Annotated in this window: 16 protein-coding genes; 5 read left to right on the forward strand and 11 right to left on the reverse strand. The window is 59.0% G+C overall.

All coding sequences use genetic code 11. The features are described from left to right. Positions 1-7: 7 nt before the first annotated feature. A complete protein-coding gene (locus ACQZ45_RS07375) occupies positions 8-868 on the reverse strand; it encodes an LOG family protein (protein WP_113291297.1) in 861 nt (286 codons plus the stop codon). Between the two features lie 144 nt (positions 869-1,012). On the opposite strand from ACQZ45_RS07375, the gene dapD reads away from it, so the two are divergent. Genes dapD through ACQZ45_RS07390 form a run of 3 tightly spaced genes read left to right on the forward strand, consistent with a single transcriptional unit; the run spans position 1,013 to position 3,658 of the window. Next, entirely contained in the window at positions 1,013-1,867 is an 855-nt protein-coding gene (gene dapD, locus ACQZ45_RS07380) for a 2,3,4,5-tetrahydropyridine-2,6-dicarboxylate N-succinyltransferase (RefSeq protein ID WP_003514821.1), read from the forward strand. A gap of 14 nt (positions 1,868-1,881) precedes the next feature. Next, positions 1,882-3,078, forward strand: coding sequence for a succinyl-diaminopimelate desuccinylase (dapE, locus tag ACQZ45_RS07385; protein ID WP_003514819.1), 1,197 nt, complete (start codon positions 1,882-1,884; stop codon positions 3,076-3,078). Then, positions 3,062-3,658, forward strand: a complete 597-nt coding sequence (locus ACQZ45_RS07390) for a hypothetical protein (protein ID WP_113291251.1) — start codon at positions 3,062-3,064, stop codon at positions 3,656-3,658. Before dapE ends, ACQZ45_RS07390 begins: the two co-directional genes overlap by 17 nt. Positions 3,659-3,673: 15 nt before the next feature. Here the strand turns inward: ACQZ45_RS07390 and truA are convergent, their stop codons facing one another. From truA to def, 3 genes are read right to left on the reverse strand one after another with little or no spacing between them, the layout of a single operon-like run. Beyond that, complete coding sequence (gene truA / locus ACQZ45_RS07395; RefSeq protein ID WP_113291252.1) at positions 3,674-4,474, reverse strand: tRNA pseudouridine(38-40) synthase TruA; 801 nt, start codon at positions 4,472-4,474, stop codon at positions 3,674-3,676. After that, positions 4,474-5,409, reverse strand: a complete 936-nt coding sequence (fmt, locus tag ACQZ45_RS07400; RefSeq protein ID WP_038489684.1) for a methionyl-tRNA formyltransferase — start codon at positions 5,407-5,409, stop codon at positions 4,474-4,476. Before fmt ends, truA begins: the two co-directional genes overlap by 1 nt. 47 nt (positions 5,410-5,456) lie before the next feature. Beyond that, the gene (gene def / locus ACQZ45_RS07405; protein WP_003514812.1) at positions 5,457-5,969 is read right to left on the reverse strand and encodes a peptide deformylase; all 513 of its coding nucleotides are present in this window, start codon (positions 5,967-5,969) and stop codon (positions 5,457-5,459) included. A 148-nt stretch (positions 5,970-6,117) separates the two neighbouring features. On the opposite strand from def, the gene ACQZ45_RS07410 reads away from it, so the two are divergent. Next, positions 6,118-7,311, forward strand: a complete 1,194-nt coding sequence (locus ACQZ45_RS07410; protein ID WP_003514811.1) for a DNA recombination protein RmuC — start codon at positions 6,118-6,120, stop codon at positions 7,309-7,311. 53 nt (positions 7,312-7,364) lie between these two features. Further along, complete coding sequence (locus ACQZ45_RS07415; RefSeq protein ID WP_113291253.1) at positions 7,365-8,264, forward strand: ribokinase; 900 nt, start codon at positions 7,365-7,367, stop codon at positions 8,262-8,264. A gap of 12 nt (positions 8,265-8,276) precedes the next feature. Here ACQZ45_RS07415 and trmB read toward each other — a convergent pair whose 3' ends face one another. From trmB to ACQZ45_RS07450, 7 genes are all read right to left on the reverse strand, one after another. Next, positions 8,277-8,975: a tRNA (guanosine(46)-N7)-methyltransferase TrmB gene (gene trmB, locus ACQZ45_RS07420; protein ID WP_003514809.1), complete on the reverse strand. Its 699-nt coding sequence runs from the start codon at positions 8,973-8,975 to the stop codon at positions 8,277-8,279. Between the two features lie 173 nt (positions 8,976-9,148). Continuing rightward, positions 9,149-10,411 (reverse strand): methionine adenosyltransferase, encoded by a 1,263-nt coding sequence (gene metK / locus ACQZ45_RS07425; protein ID WP_003514808.1) that lies wholly within the window; start codon positions 10,409-10,411, stop codon positions 9,149-9,151. 188 nt (positions 10,412-10,599) lie between these two features. Beyond that, positions 10,600-11,019: a helix-turn-helix domain-containing protein gene (locus ACQZ45_RS07430; protein WP_003514807.1), complete on the reverse strand. Its 420-nt coding sequence runs from the start codon at positions 11,017-11,019 to the stop codon at positions 10,600-10,602. A gap of 134 nt (positions 11,020-11,153) precedes the next feature. Beyond that, positions 11,154-12,743 carry an apolipoprotein N-acyltransferase gene (gene lnt, locus ACQZ45_RS07435; RefSeq protein ID WP_113291254.1) on the reverse strand — a complete coding sequence of 530 codons (1,590 nt, stop codon included), beginning with the start codon at positions 12,741-12,743 and terminating at the stop codon, positions 11,154-11,156. 199 nt (positions 12,744-12,942) lie between these two features. After that, positions 12,943-14,088, reverse strand: a complete 1,146-nt coding sequence (locus tag ACQZ45_RS07440; protein ID WP_003514803.1) for a hemolysin family protein — start codon at positions 14,086-14,088, stop codon at positions 12,943-12,945. A gap of 15 nt (positions 14,089-14,103) precedes the next feature. Next, a complete protein-coding gene (gene ybeY / locus ACQZ45_RS07445) occupies positions 14,104-14,610 on the reverse strand; it encodes an rRNA maturation RNase YbeY (protein WP_003514801.1) in 507 nt (168 codons plus the stop codon). 9 nt (positions 14,611-14,619) lie between these two features. Further along, complete coding sequence (locus ACQZ45_RS07450) at positions 14,620-15,675, reverse strand: PhoH family protein (protein ID WP_003514799.1); 1,056 nt, start codon at positions 15,673-15,675, stop codon at positions 14,620-14,622. Positions 15,676-15,690: the final 15 nt, after the last annotated feature.

The following is a 15,690-nucleotide window of genomic DNA, read 5'->3' on the forward strand; positions in this document are numbered from 1 at the left end:
GCCGAAATCAGTGCTCGTAATAGGCGGATACGATGTTCCATGCATCGTCGGCCGTTTCGGCGAAATGTAGCAGCTCCATATCTTCGGGCGCAATGGTTCCGAAATCCACGAGGAATTCGAAATTGACGACGGAGCGCCAGAATTTCTCTCCGAAGAGAATGAGCGGGATGGGCGCCATGCGCTTCGTCTGGATCAGCGTCAGCGTCTCGAAGAGTTCATCGAGCGTGCCGAAACCGCCGGGGAAGATCACCACGGCCTTGGCCCGCATCAGGAAATGCATCTTGCGGATGGCGAAATAGTGGAAGTTGAAGCTCAGCTCCGGCGTGACATAGGGGTTGGGCGCCTGCTCATGCGGCAGAACGATGTTGAGGCCGATGGACGGGCCTCCGACATCGGCTGCGCCGCGATTGCCTGCTTCCATGACGCCGGGACCACCGCCGGTGACCACGACATATTCCAGATGGTCCGATTTCGCGCCGTAGTCGGTGCAGAGCCGGGCGAACTTGCGCGCCTCCTCGTAATAAACCGAGGATTGCTCCAGATTGCGTTTCTGCGTCTCGTTGCGGGCCGCCCAAGCCTCGCCGCCGGGCTCGGGAATGCGCGCGCCGCCGAACATGACGACGGTGGACTTGATGCCCCGCTCGGTCAGCGCCATTTCCGTCTTCAGAAGTTCGAGTTGAAGCCTGACGGGGCGCAACTCCTCGCGGCAGAGAAAATCCATATCCGCGTAGGCAAGCCGGTAGGATGGGGAATCCGACTGCGGTGTTTTGGGAATGACATCGGCCTGCTGCTTGTCCGCAGAGCTACGCTTCAACGGGTCCCACACCCCATCCTTGCGCCGCAATTTGCCGTTTTTCAGTCGTGTCATTTCCAAGCCTTTCGTCTGGTGCGCCAAATCACCCAAATCACATTGACGCCTTTCCAACACTCCCTTAGATCAAATGACCATAGCCTTCCAGCGGCGCGGGACCATCCGTGGCCAAGAACACACGCGACATTCAAGGAATTTTCCATGAGCCTTCCGGATCTCACCTCTCTCGAAACCACCATCGAAACAGCCTTCGACAACCGTGACGGTGTGAACGTATCGACGAAGGGCGAGGTTCGCGACGCGGTGAACACATCTCTTCAACTTCTCGACAGCGGCAAGGTCCGCGTCGCCGAAAAGCAGGCGGACGGGAACTGGAAAGTGAACCAATGGCTGAAAAAGGCCGTGCTCCTCTCCTTCCGTCTGAACGACATGGAAATCGTCACCGGCGGCCCCGGTGAATCCACCTGGTGGGACAAGGTGCCGTCGAAGTTCGAGAACTGGGGTGAAAACCAGTTCCGCGCTGCGGGCTTCCGCGCAGTGCCTAACGCCGTCGTGCGCCGCTCGGCCTATGTGGCCAAGAACGTGGTGCTGATGCCTTCCTTCGTCAATCTCGGCGCCTATGTCGATGAAGGCACGATGGTCGACACCTGGGCGACGGTCGGCTCCTGCGCGCAGATCGGCAAGAACGTGCATCTGTCCGGCGGCGTTGGCATCGGCGGCGTTCTGGAGCCGCTTCAGGCCGGCCCAACCATCATCGAGGACAATTGCTTCATCGGTGCCCGTTCGGAAGTCGTAGAAGGCTGCATCGTGCGCGAAGGCGCCGTTCTCGGCATGGGCGTCTTCATCGGCAAGTCGACCAAGATCGTCGATCGCGCCACCGGCGAGATCACCTATGGCGAAGTGCCACCCTATTCCGTCGTCGTTGCCGGCACCATGCCGGGCAAGCCGTTCCCGAACGGCGAGCCGGGCCCAAGCCTTTATTGCGCCGTCATCGTCAAGCGCGTCGATGAAAAGACCCGCTCCAAGACCGGCATCAACGAGCTTCTGCGCGACTGATAAAAGCTGATACCATGACCACGACCGATCCCGTTGCCAATCTCGCCGCCCTCATCCGTTGCCCTTCGGTGACACCAGCCGAAGGTGGCGCGCTATCCCTGCTAGACACCCTGCTTTCACCGCTTGGCTTTGCGGTGGAAAAGATGGTGGCGACGGAAGCGGGAACGCCTGACGTTGAAAACCTCTACGCCCGGCTTGGCACGGAAGGTCCGCACCTGATGTTTGCGGGCCATACCGATGTCGTTCCGGTGGGCGACGAGGCGGCATGGAGCCATCCACCCTTTGCCGCTGAAATTGCCGGCGGCGAAATGTTCGGCCGTGGTGCGGTGGACATGAAGGGCGGCATTGCCTGTTTCGTTGCCGCCATCGCCCGCTACATCGAGAAACACGGAAAACCGAAAGGTTCCGTTTCTTTCCTGATCACCGGTGACGAGGAAGGCCCCTCGATCAACGGCACCTCGAAGTTGCTGGAATGGGCCGCCGCCAAAGGCGAGGCATGGGATGCCTGCGTGGTGGGTGAACCGACCAACCCCGACCAGCTGGGCGACATGATCAAGATCGGCCGCCGGGGATCGATTTCGGGCCGCATCACCGTGCATGGCGTGCAGGGTCATGCCGCATATCCGCATCTGGCCGACAACCCCATTCGCGGGCTGCTGCAACTGACCCACGCGCTGATGCATCCGCCCTTCGATCACGGTACGGACGACTTCCAGCCGTCCAATCTGGAAGTGACGACCATCGACACCGGCAATGCCGCCACAAATGTCATTCCGGCGCGGGCGACGGCGTCGTTCAACATCCGTTTCAATGACAGCTGGACGGTGGAGAGCCTGCGGGCGGAAATCATCCGCCGCCTCGATGCCGCCGCTGCCGAGGGAGAACTTCGTCCCGACCGCAGCCCGGTCAAATATGAGATCGTCTGGGCGGACCGTCCGGCCCATGTTTTCCTGACCCGGAACAATGCGCTCATCTCATCGCTTTCCGGCGCCGTGGAAGCCGTGACAGGCAAGGAGCCCAAGCTTTCGACCACTGGCGGCACGTCGGATGCGCGTTTCATCAAGGATTATTGCCCCGTCGTGGAATTCGGCCTCGTCGGGCAGACCATGCATATGGTCGATGAGCGCGTGGAAATCGCCGATCTGGAGACTCTCACAAACATCTACGAGACCTTCATCGAACGCTGGTTCTCCCATGCCGACGGCAAGTGAAGTAAGGCTCTATCTGAAAGGCCTCTGGCTGCTGCTGCTCGGCGACCATACCGGCGCGCGTTATCTGGATCTGTCCGAACGCGGCATGTGGCGGTCCTTCTACTCCGCCCTCTGGTGCCTGCCCGCCATGCTGGTGTCCTGGCTGTGGCTGCGCGCTGCGTTCCTGGCAAGCTATCCGCCCGGAACAGGAACGGGACTAATCTACTTTTTCCGCCTTGCGATGGTCGAGGCTATCTGCTGGATCGTGCCGCTGCTGTTGATCGGCATGCTGCTGTTCGCCTTTGGCGCACGGGAAAAATTCACCGCACTGGTCACCACCATGAACTGGCTGTCGCTGCCGTTTTCCTATGCCTATGCGGTTCTGATCCTGATCGCGTTTTTTCTGCCGCCCTTGCAGGGGCTGATCGCCATCCTCTGGCTGGCACTCCTGCTGTCGCTGGTCTTCGCCTTTTCGCGGATCGTGCGCTTCTTCATCCGCGACCAGTCGTTGCTTGTCTCGGCGATCGTCATTACCCTGCTGGTGCCGGGCATGCTTCTGTCCGAGGCGCTGCAGCGTTTTCTCGGCGTTTATCCGGCCTGAGAAACGAGACGGACTTTAGTCCGTGTCTTCGACCGTCTCGACCTTTGAATAGACCCGCGGCGGAATGACATCGGGATAATCGACTTGCATGAAATAGAGACCATCCGGCGGCGCGACGGGGCCGCAGGCTTTGCGATCCCGTGCTTCCAGTGCCGCGCGCACGTCTTCCGGTGTCATGCTGCCTTCACCGGCCATTTTTAGCGTTCCGGCAAAAGAGCGTATCTGGTTGTGGAGAAAGCTCTGCGCGGTGGCGCGTATCTCGATAAGATCGCCATTGCGCGTCACATCCAGCCGGTCGAGCGTTCTGACCGGGCTCGTCGCCTGACAATGAACCGAGCGGAAAGTGGTAAAATCGTGCCGGCCGACGAGCATCTGTGCAGCTTCATGCATGTGTTCGTGGTCCAGATCTTTCGATACCCACCATGCGCGCTTGTGCTCGAGTGCCAGCCGCGCTTTCCGGCAAATGATGCGGTACAGATAATGGCGGCGAAGCGCGGAGAAGCGCGCGTCGAAATCCTCGGTCACCGCCGTTACGTCGACAACCGAGACGGCCTCTTTCGCCATGGCCAGATGGGCGTTGAGAGCATTGCGAAGCTTATATGGCGCCCAATCGCGGGAAAGATCGACATGAGCTACCTGTCCCACGGCATGCACGCCGGAATCGGTGCGGCCAGCGCCGCGAATAGAAACGGTTTCGCCGGTCAGCGACCGGACGGCAGCTTCAAGCGCGCCCTGAACTGAAGGGCCGTTATCCTGTCTCTGCCAGCCGAAGTAAGGCGTACCGTCATATTCGACGGTCATGCGGAAACGCGGCATCAGCCGAGCCTCGTTCTGGCGGGAACGGGTGTGCCACGAACGAAATCGGCAGCCGACAGCGGCTTGCCACCTGCCTTCTGCAAACGGGTAAGCCGCACCGCGCCACTTCCGCAGGCGATGGTCAGGGCGTCATCGAGCACAGCGCCTGCCTCGCCCATACCGCTCGCCAGTTCTGACGCCAGAACCTTCACGCGCTCGGCCTTGCCGCCGATTTCCATTTCCAGCCAGGCGCCGGGAAAAGGCGATAGGCCGCGGATATGGTTATGGACGTCCTGTGCCGGCCGGGAAAAATTAATCCGGGTCTCGCCCTTGTCGATTTTCGACGCATAAACGACGCCTTCTTCCGGCTGCGCAACGAGAGGAAGATCGTCTGCTTCCAGCTTGTCCATCGCCTGCCGCATCAGCCGCGCGCCTGTCAGCATCAGGCTGTCGTGCAATTCACCTGCCGTGGTATTCTCACCGATCGTGACCTTGGCGGTCAGCGCCACCGGGCCGGTATCCAGCCCCTTTTCCATTTTCATGACCATCATGCCCGTCTCGGCATCGCCAGCCATGATCGCCCGCTGAATGGGAGCAGCGCCGCGCCAGCGCGGCAGCAACGAGGCGTGGCCGTTATAGCAGCCAAGACGCGTACCGCTCAGGATCGCCTCGGGCAATAGCAGCCCATAGGCAACGACAACAGCGACGTCCGCATCGAATTCCCTGAATTGCTGCCGGTCTTCCTCGGCCTTGAAATTGACCGGCGTCAGCACGGGCAGACCCAGCAGTTCGGCCGCCTGATGCACCGGCGATTTCTGCAGATCGAGGCCACGGCGACCGCCTGGACGCGGCGGCTGCGTATAAACGGCAACGACCTCGTGACCAGCGTCCACCAATGCACGCAGCGTGGGAACGGAAAAATCCGGCGTGCCCATGAAAATGATGCGAAGAGCCATATCGCCCCCTGCCCTCTATGCCGGTCCGTCTACATATTTAAGACGAATCAGACCTTAGCGCGGGCTGCTTTGGTGAATTTCTTGATGACCATTTCTCGCTTCAGCCGCGAAATATGGTCGATGAACAGAATGCCGTTCAGGTGGTCGATCTCATGCTGCAGACACGTCGCCAGAAGTCCGTCCGCATCGACCGTCTGCTGCTTGCCGTCACGATCGACATATCGCACTGTCAGGGATGCGGGACGCTCTACCTCGGCATAATAATCGGGAATGGAGAGACACCCTTCCTCATAGGCCGACACGTCGTCCGACACTTTGAGGATTTCCGGATTGATGAAGACGACCGGCTTTTTCTCCTCGTCCTCGCGCGAAACGTCGATCACCAGCATGCGGCGCGGCACGCCCACCTGAATGGCGGCAAGGCCGATACCCGGCGCATCATACATGGTTTCAAGCATATCGTCGGCAAGGCGCAACACTTCGGCATCCACCTGTTCGATGGGCCTTGATTGCTGGCGCAGCACGGGATCGGGCAAAATGATAAGCGGTTTGATAGTCATGGCTTCCCATAACGTATCTCTTGCGCGGAGGAAATAAAAAATACGCGGTCGAAATGGGACCTTCGGCTGGTTTTGCCCGACTCAATTCCGCCGCATGAATGTTCTTGTTTTGATCTTACGAATCACTGGAAATCTGGTAGATTTAGCCATGAGTATCGATTTCTCTTTTCTCCTCGATCCCGCCTTGCGGGCCGGCTCCGTCGACATCAGCTTCGGCGGGCTTCTTGCGGCTCTCGTTTTCGGCCTTTCCGCTTTCTGGATGGTCACGAAAAGTCGTGGGAAAAAAGCGGAAGCCGATGGTGAAATTTCCGATCTGTTGAAGACCCAGTCGGAACTGCACGGCCGGATCGCGGCGATGGCCGAGACGCTCGGCACGCGCCAGAGCGAGATGGGCCAGACGATCAACCAGCGCCTCGACGGCATGTCGCAGCGGCTGGGCGAGACGCTGACCGAGCAGACCCGGTCGACACACGAGAATCTAAGCCGCCTGCAGGAGCGGCTTGCGGTTATCGATGCCGCCCAGGGTAATATTCAGGATCTGGCAAAGGACGTGGTCGGGCTTCAGGCGATCCTCTCCAACAAGCAGACGCGCGGCGCTTTCGGGCAGGCGCGGATGGAAGCGCTGATCGCCGATGCGCTTCCCGCCGGGGCCTTTCAGCTTCAGCCCACGCTTTCGAATGGCTACCGACCAGACTGCATCATCAGGATGCCGAACAACGCCCCGTCCCTCGTCATCGACGCCAAGTTTCCGCTGGAGGCGTGGAATGCGCTGAAGGCGGATGAAACGCCCGAGGGCAAACGGGCTGCGACCCAGCAGTTCCGCCGCGATATGGAAGTGCATATTCGCGACGTGGCTGAGAAATATCTGATACGCGGCGAAACGCAGGATACGGCCTTCATCTTCGTGCCGTCGGAATCGATCTTCGCCGATATTCACCAGCATTTCGAATATCTCGTGCAGCGTGCCCATCGCGCCCGTGTCGTCATTGTCTCGCCATCGCTTTTGATGCTGTCGGTGCAGGTTATCCAGTCGGTGCTGAAGGACCAGCGCATGCGCGAGCAGGCGCACCTCATTCAGGGTGAAGTCGCGCTTCTCATGGATGACGTGCGGCGGCTGGACGACCGGACGCGCAAGCTGCAGGCCCATTTCGGGCTGGCGCAGAAAGATGTCGACATGATGCTAATTTCCTCCGACAAGGTGCTGGCGCGTGGCCAGAAGATCGAGGGCCTCGATTTTTCGCCGACGGAAAAGGAGACCTCCCATAGCGAAATCGAGCAGGCGCGACGCTTTGCAGAGAACAGGGCAGGAACGGCCAAGTTGCGGGTGGTTGACGACGAGTGATCCCCTCGGGCAAAGTCACCGCCTTGCTTTGAATTTCATACGGACATGCCCTGATGATTACTGTTTTCGGCTCCATCAACATGGATCTCGTCGCCACCGCCAAACGCCTGCCCAAACCCGGTGAAACCGTGACGGGAGAGACCTTTTCCACGGCGGCCGGCGGAAAGGGAGCCAATCAGGCGCTTGCCGCACGGCGCGCAGGTGCAACGGTCAAAATGGCGGGCGCTACGGGTGATGACACCTTTGCCGCGCCAGCGCTGACATTGCTGCGCGATGCCGGCACCGATCTGTCGCTCGTCAAGACCGCGCCCGGCCCCACGGGAACCGCCGTAATCCTGATCGGTGAAGGCGGGGAGAACATGATCTCGGTCATTCCCGCCGCTAATGGCGAAGTTTCCGCATCCGACGCCGCAAAAGCCGTGGCGGAGATGGCAGCGGGCGATATTCTGATGCTTCAGTTCGAGGTGCCGGCACCCTCAATCGAAGCAGCACTGACGGCCGCGAAGGCTAAACGCATCACCACTATCATCAATACCGCGCCGCTGACCGCGGACGGGCCGCGCCTCGCCAGCCTTGCCGAAATCGTCATCGCCAATGAAACCGAGTTCGAACTGCTGATCGACAAAAACGGACTTTCAGCCTCCGAACGGGAAAATGAACTCAAATCCCTGCATGAGCAGACCGGCCAGACATTGATCGTGACGCTTGGTGCTGATGGCGTGATCGCCATTCGCAACGGCAAGGTCTTCAAGGCGTCCGGTCTCAAGATCGAGCCGGTCGATACTGTTGGCGCTGGCGATACATTCTGCGGTTATCTCGCCGCCAGCCTCGATCAGGGTATGGATTTCGAAAAGGCGCTGAAGCGCGCCGCCGTCGCAGGCTCGCTCGCCTGCACCCGCGCCGGCGCCCAGCCTTCCATTCCGGTTGCTGCCGAAGTGGACGCGAATATCTGACGGTTCGAGCTGTTAAATGCGAATGAAAGTGAGATAGGCCGAGCTGCGGCCTTCTCTTTTCGCCTTGTTCTCATAACGCGTGCCCGGCCAGTTGGCATAGGGGGTGTGCCAGTCCTCGGCACTTGCCGCCGTCCACTCGAAACCGCCGTGGCGGGCGCAATGCTGTAGCGTCCAGTTGACGTAGGTATCGATATCGGAAGCAAAGCAGAACTTGCCACCGGGTTTCAGGACGCGATGGAAACGGGCAAGATTGACGTCGGAAACGAAACGGCGCTTCCAGTGCTTCTTCTTCGGCCAGGGATCGGGATAGAGTAGATCGATGTGATCGATCGACCCATCCGGCAGCCAATCCAGCAATTGCGTCGCGTCATCATCGTAAAGGCGGATATTCATCAACTCGCCTTCACGCACGCTTGCCAGCAGCTTTGCCATGGAATTGACGAAGGGCTCGACGCCGATAAAGCCGGTCTCAGGATTTTCAACCGCGCGGTGGGCAAGGTGCTCGCCGCCGCCGAAACCGATTTCCAGACGGACCGATTTCACATCCGCCGGAAAGAGAGCGACGAGATTTTTCGGAGGCGCGCTTTCCAGATCGATTTTCAGCAAAGGCAGCAGGTTTTCGATCGTATCGATCTGCTGATTGCGCAGGGGCTTGCCCTTGCGTCTGCCAAAAAACGCTTCCGTTGCGCGCGAACGCCGCTCTTCCGTCATGTCATACTCTCAAGAACAAATAGACTAAACCCGCACAGGGCCACTTGAATGGCACTATGCGGGTTACAAATGGTGCAACCGGTATCTCTCAATCCCCGTCGAATGACAAGGCTTAGAACAAGTCCCCGCATTTTCCGAACGTAAAATCGCTACGCAATTTTACTGGAAATGCTTCAAGCGCTCAAAGCTTCCTTGAGCGGCTTCACCAGATCGAGCTTCTCCCAGGAGAAGGAACCGTCACGGCCCGCCTTGCGACCGAAATGGCCGTAGGAGGACGTCTTAGCATAGATCGGCTTGTTGAGATCGAGATGACGGCGAATGCCCGACGGCGAGAGATCCATGACCTTGCGGATGGCGCCTTCGACCTGATCTTCGCTGACCTTGCCGGTACCGTGCAGATCGACATAAATCGACAGAGGCTGGGCGATGCCGATCGCGTAGGAAATCTGAATGGTGCAGCGCTCGGCCAGACCGGCAGCCACCACGTTCTTGGCCAGATAGCGGGCAGCATAGGCCGCGGAACGGTCAACCTTGGTCGTGTCCTTGCCGGAGAATGCACCGCCGCCATGGGGGGCAGCACCGCCATAGGTGTCCACGATGATTTTGCGGCCGGTCAGACCCGCATCGCCATCCGGACCACCGATAACGAATTTGCCCGTCGGGTTAATATACCACTGGCAATCATCGGCGATCTTCAGGTCACCCAGCGCTTCGCGGATATAAGGTTCGACAACTTCGCGAACCTTCTTCGAATCCCAGCTGGCATCGAGATGCTGCGTGGACAAAACGATGGATACGGCTTCCGAAGCCTTGCCGTCGACGTAACGAACCGTCACCTGGCTCTTGGCGTCGGGACCGAGTTTCGCAGCTTCGCCTTCGCCGCTTTTACGGGCGGTCGCGAGCAGCTGCAGAATACGGTGGGAATAATAGATCGGAGCCGGCATCAGGTCCGGCGTTTCCTTGCAGGCGTAACCGAACATGATGCCCTGGTCGCCAGCACCCTCGTCGCCCTGCTTGTCGGAGGCGTTGTCCACGCCCTGCGCGATATCCGCCGACTGCGGATGCAGGAGAACGTCGATCTTCGCCGTCTTCCAGTGGAAACCATCCTGCTCGTAGCCGATGTCGCGGATCGCCTTGCGGGCAGCCGACTTGAACTTCGAGGGATTGATAACCGGGTGGCCGGCAGCATCCTTGAGAACCTTGCCGTCCTTGTCCTTTTTCAGCAGGGTATCGGGAACCCGAACCTCACCGGCGATAATGACGCGGTTCGTCGTCGCAAGCGTTTCGCATGCGATGCGCACGGTCCAGGGGTCGACACCCGTCTTGGATGCCTCACGATAGATGAGATCCACGATTTCATCGGAAATACGATCACAAACCTTGTCCGGATGACCTTCGGCCACGGACTCGCTGGTGAACAGGTAATTGGCACGCATGCGGGATTCCCCTCAAAGAACGGTCTTCGAGTTTGTTAGTCATTTCGGCCATGAAAGACAAGGACACAACCACATAAATATATCTTTATGTGAGAATTCCTTTCTAATTGGGCACAAAAAAACGGCCCTTGCGGACCGTTGAGTGTCCAGCGCCGTACGCTGGAAAATAAAGCAGTCGCCTGCGAGTGCTACTCGGCATCCCCTTCGGCGGCGAGCGACTTCACGAGATCAACGAGGCGGCGGCGAACCTTCGGGTCGGCGATCTTCACGAAAGCGCGGTTCAGTTGCAAGCCTTCGGCAGACGACAGGAAATCCACCACGTAATTGGAACTCGATGCTTCTGCCATGCCCGTCGTGCCGACGGCCTGATCACCCGGCGCGTCCTCGAAGAAGAAGGAAACCGGCACATTCAGGATCGCGGAGATATTCTGCAGGCGGCTGGCGCCCACGCGGTTCGTGCCCTTTTCATACTTCTGAATTTGCTGAAAGGTAATTCCGAGGCTTTCACCCAGCTTTTCCTGGCTCATGCCCAGCATGGTTCTGCGAAGACGAATTCGGCTTCCGACATGAATGTCGATGGGGTTAGGCTTTTTCTTATTTTCGGTCATCATGCGGTCCTGACACTCGGAAAGGGTTGATATCTCGTTTCATTGCTTATTCGAAGAAATGAGCTGGTATTTCGACAGCGTCTAAACTTGTTTTACGACTGACGTATTCACTATGCAATTGTAGGGGTTCCCGGTCAATTCTGGCGCCGGGCAAAACGCCAGGCAGAAAATACCGAAACGGTCAGCATGATAGAAAAAATCAACCAGAAATACGTCCGATGTATGTCGTAAGTAACAGCGTCATTTGACCCACCACTCAAGGTGGCGTCAACAATTCCGACCCGGCCGTAATCCAACCCGGCAATAATACGACCATAGGGATCTATAACGGCGGAAATCCCGGTATTAGCGCCGCGAATCACCGGCACTCCCGTTTCAACGGCCCGTACTCTTGCCTGTAGAAAATGCTGATAAGGGCCGGGTGTATCGCCGAACCAGCCATCATTCGTGACGTTCAGGATCGCTGCGGCGCCCGCCAGACCAGGGGTCATCTCTTCGGGAAAAATGATCTCGTAGCAGATCAGGGGATAGAGGGTTTTACCGGAAGGAAGCGTCAAAGGCGTGCGCGAAGACGCGGCTGAAAAGCCGCCCGGCAGGCTGATGACATTATTGATGCCGAATCCCCGTAGAATATCTTCGAAAGGGACATATTCTCCAAAGGGTGTAAGATGGACCTTGTCGGTCGCGCCGATGATCTCGCCCTGACTGTCAATCGCATAGACCGAATTGTAGTAACGCGGAGGCCGGCCGGCACCGGCATCTTCCATTCTGACCGCACCGGTAAACAGGACCTGCCCGTCTTCAAGCGTCTTGGCGATTTCCGCCAGAGCGTCCGGATTTTGCGTCAGGATGAAAGGCACGGAGGTCTCCGGCCAAACAATGATATCTGGGCGTTTTTTTCCTTCGCCGGGCGGCAGTCCCGTCAAGCGCAGATGCTCGCTGAAAATCTCGGCCCTGTCTGCATTCAGCATCTTGCGGGACTGGTCGATCGACGGCTGCACTATCCTCACGGTCAGCGCGTCCGCAGGTGTCTCCAACGGTGTCTGAAGGCGGTAAAAGCCATAACCAAAATGGCCAGCCAGCAGCAGGCCCGCCACAATGAGACCCGGCCACATGCCTTTTTTCGTGCCGATCAAGGCAGGCGAGGCGAAGATGAAAACGGCAAGCGTGGTGACACCAAAAAGACCAAGCAGATGCGCCGACTGCATCATGATCGGCACAGGCATGACGCCATAACCGATGGCGTTCCAGGGGAAGCCAGTTGCTATGAAGCTGCGGAGCCATTCCAAAAGGCCGAATGCGGCCGCAAGTGCGGCGATACGGCCGAGACCGTCCGACCAGACGATATTGGCGGCTGCGACCGCAAAACCGTAAAACACGGCGAGAACAGCCGGAAGGCCGAGGATGGCGAGCGGTAGCGCCCAGGCGAACTCGTCAGCTTCCAGCAGGAGCGCATTGCCCAGCCACCACAGGCCCGCCACGAAATAACCAAGGCCGAAACACCAACCGATGCCGAAAGCGGGCATGATACGGCTGAAGATGCCGCCGCCCGGCTTGCCGGTGCAGCCATCGACCAACCAGACAAGCAGAGTGAAAGACAAAAAAAGCGCCGCGAAAAAGCCAACCGGAGGCAAGGCCAGCGCTCCAACCGCGCCTGCGGCAATCGCCATCACTGCGCGGCTTTTGCCGCCGGCCAGCATTACCCTGCCTGCAAGACGCTCCATGCCATCTCCGTTTAATGCCCACCCGGAAAAGCCCAACCCCGGCATGGCCGCGCAAAGGAATTTCCCTTTAGACTCGACGTAAAGGAAAAAAGATTCGCAGTCCACAGAAGGGATGGTCGCCGGAGCACCGTCCGTCCTTTTGGACTCTTGATGACGCGTTCAAGGAGCGGCGGCGACGGGGAGCATCCCGTCGCCCACCTCAGTCAGCGTTTTGCTGGTGGGTGATGAGGCGAACATCCGGCGCGGGCAGCGGAATAACCTCATCGGCATCGGCATCGCCCGGCGCGCGGTCATCCTGCCCTTCCGAGCCATGATCGCGGACGATACGGACACCCTTGATACGCCTTGTATCCGCATCGAGGATCTGGAACTCGAAACCAGGTACGGCCCTGACCACTTCACCCTTGGCCGGAATGCGGCCGAGTGCGAAGAATATCAGGCCGCCGAGCGTATCGATTTCTTCAAGATGCTCGCGGACATCGAATTCCGGTCCGATTGCCTCGGCAAGTTCAGTAAGTTCGGCGCGGGCATCCGCCACCAGCACGTCGGCGGACAGACGCGAAAACATCGTCTCGTCCTTGTCGTGCTCGTCATCAATGTCACCCACGACCATCTCGACGATGTCCTCATGGCTGACGAGACCGTCCGTGCCACCATATTCGTCGATCACGAGGGCAAGCTGTGTTCTCTGTGCCTGCATGGTCTTCAAAAGATCGGAGGCCAGCATGGAGGGGGGTGCAAAAAGAATTTTACGCACCAGCCCGGCATCGGCGACCGTCTGTTCCAGATCCACCCGTGCCAGGTCAAAATTCGGTCGCGGCGAGCGCGGAGCTTTCGCCTCGCCATAGGCAACGCCACGCGATCCCACCCGGCGCTTGTTGCGCGCCTGCTTGGCGACATAGGCCAGCAGATCGCGAATGTGGATCATGCCCTTCGGATTATCCAGCGTCTCATCGTAGACCGGCATGCGGGAGCGCCCGGTTTCCTCAAAGAGGATCAGAGCTTCGCCGATGGTCATATTCTGGTCGAGACCGTCGATATCCACGCGTGGGATCATGATATCTTCGACCCGAACCTCCCGGAAACGCAGGATATTGTTCAGCATCGCCCGCTCTTCGGGCGAAAAGGCGGCACCGATTTCGGTGTCGTCCATCAGCGCGTCGGTCAAATCCTCGCGCAGGCGCTCACCCTGTGACGGTTTCAGCAACCGTCCAATGCGCGACCAGATCGTCGATCTCGGCTTTGCATTGGAGTCGTTCCGTAAATGACTACTGCCCTCCTCCGAGGAGGACTGCTCGCCGTTTTCTCTGCCCTCATTGGCAGGTCGTGCAGAATGTTCGTTCATGGCTCCAGACAATATTCAAAGCGGTTCCTGTCCCGCATAAGGATCAGATAGGCCAAGCACCGCCAAAATGCGAGTCTCAAGCGACTCCATTTCTTCCGCCTCCTCCTCATCCATGTGGTCATAACCGAACAGGTGCAGGAACCCATGAACAAGAAGATGGGTCAGATGATCCTCGAAACTCTTCTCAAGTTCAAGAGCCTCGCGTTCAACCGTCTCGCGCGCGATGACGATATCGCCCAGCATCGGGCCAGGCATGCCGCCCGGTTCCAGCGGAAAAGCGGGGAAAGACAAGACATTGGTTGCCTTGTCCTTGTCGCGCCATTCGGCATTGATTTCCCGGATATTTTCATCGTCGGTAAAGACCAGCGACAGTTCCACCGGCATTTTCGGGAAGGGTTGGTTCTCTTCCCGCTTCAAAAAATCAACCGCTGCATCCAGCGCCTTGGTGGCGAAGGCAAGAAGGTCCTCTTCCGAGGACCAGCCTTCGGCCTCGACGCTGATTTGAATATCCAGAGCTGTCATTGTCTTGCGTCAGTTGCCCTTCACGAGGCTTTCATCCGGCACCGCCGTGTGGGATTCGTACGCCCGCACGATGCGCGCCACCATCGGATGGCGCACGACGTCCACATCCTTGAAGCGCACGACGGATACACCTTCCACATCGGTGAGGATTTGCAGGGCCTCGACAAGGCCCGACTTCACGCCGCGCGGAAGGTCCACCTGGCTTGGGTCGCCGGTCACGATCATGCGGCCTTTCTCACCAAGACGGGTAAGGAACATTTTCATCTGCATGGTCGTGGTGTTCTGGGCTTCGTCCAGAATGACGGCGGCGTTGGCGAGCGTGCGTCCGCGCATGAAGGCCAGCGGCGCAATTTCGATGACGCCCGCCTGAATGGCGCGCTCCACCTTGTCACCCGGCATCATGTCGTAAAGCGCGTCGTAAAGCGGGCGCAGATAAGGATCGACCTTCTCCTTCATGTCGCCCGGCAGGAAGCCAAGGCGTTCGCCCGCTTCTACTGCGGGACGCGAGAGGATGATGCGGTCGACCGCACCACGCTCCAGAAGTTGCGCTGCATGCGCCACGGCAAGATAGGTCTTGCCCGTGCCGGCGGGGCCGACGCCGAAAACCAGTTCGGACTGCTCCAGCGCCCGCATGTAGACATCCTGGGTGGGCGTTCGGGCAGCGACGGTCTTCTTGCGCGTGGAAATCTGCGCCATGGAGATCTTCGCCTTGCGCTCCATCGTCGGCAAGGTCAGCTGGTCATCTGCCGCCATGGCCATGCGGATCGCGCCTTCCACGTCGGAAACCTCGGCGGTTCCGCCCTTGAGCAGACGCTCGTAAAGGAAATCCAGCGCCCGGCGAGCCTGATTGGTGGCAACGACATCGCCGGTGATGGCAACGGAATTGCCGCGCGGGCGCGCATCGATGTTGAGGCGTTGTTCCAGCAATTTGAGGTTCTGATCGAACTGACCGAATAGCTCTCCCGCTATCCTGTTATTCTCGAACGTGAGGACGAAGTGATTGGCGTCGGTCGCGGCTTGGCGTGGCTGGCGCGATGAAGGTGATACCAATTCATGTGCGTTCAAGCGGTCAGGCTCCTG

The organism is Agrobacterium sp. 16-2014-1-2a, assembly GCF_053522705.1.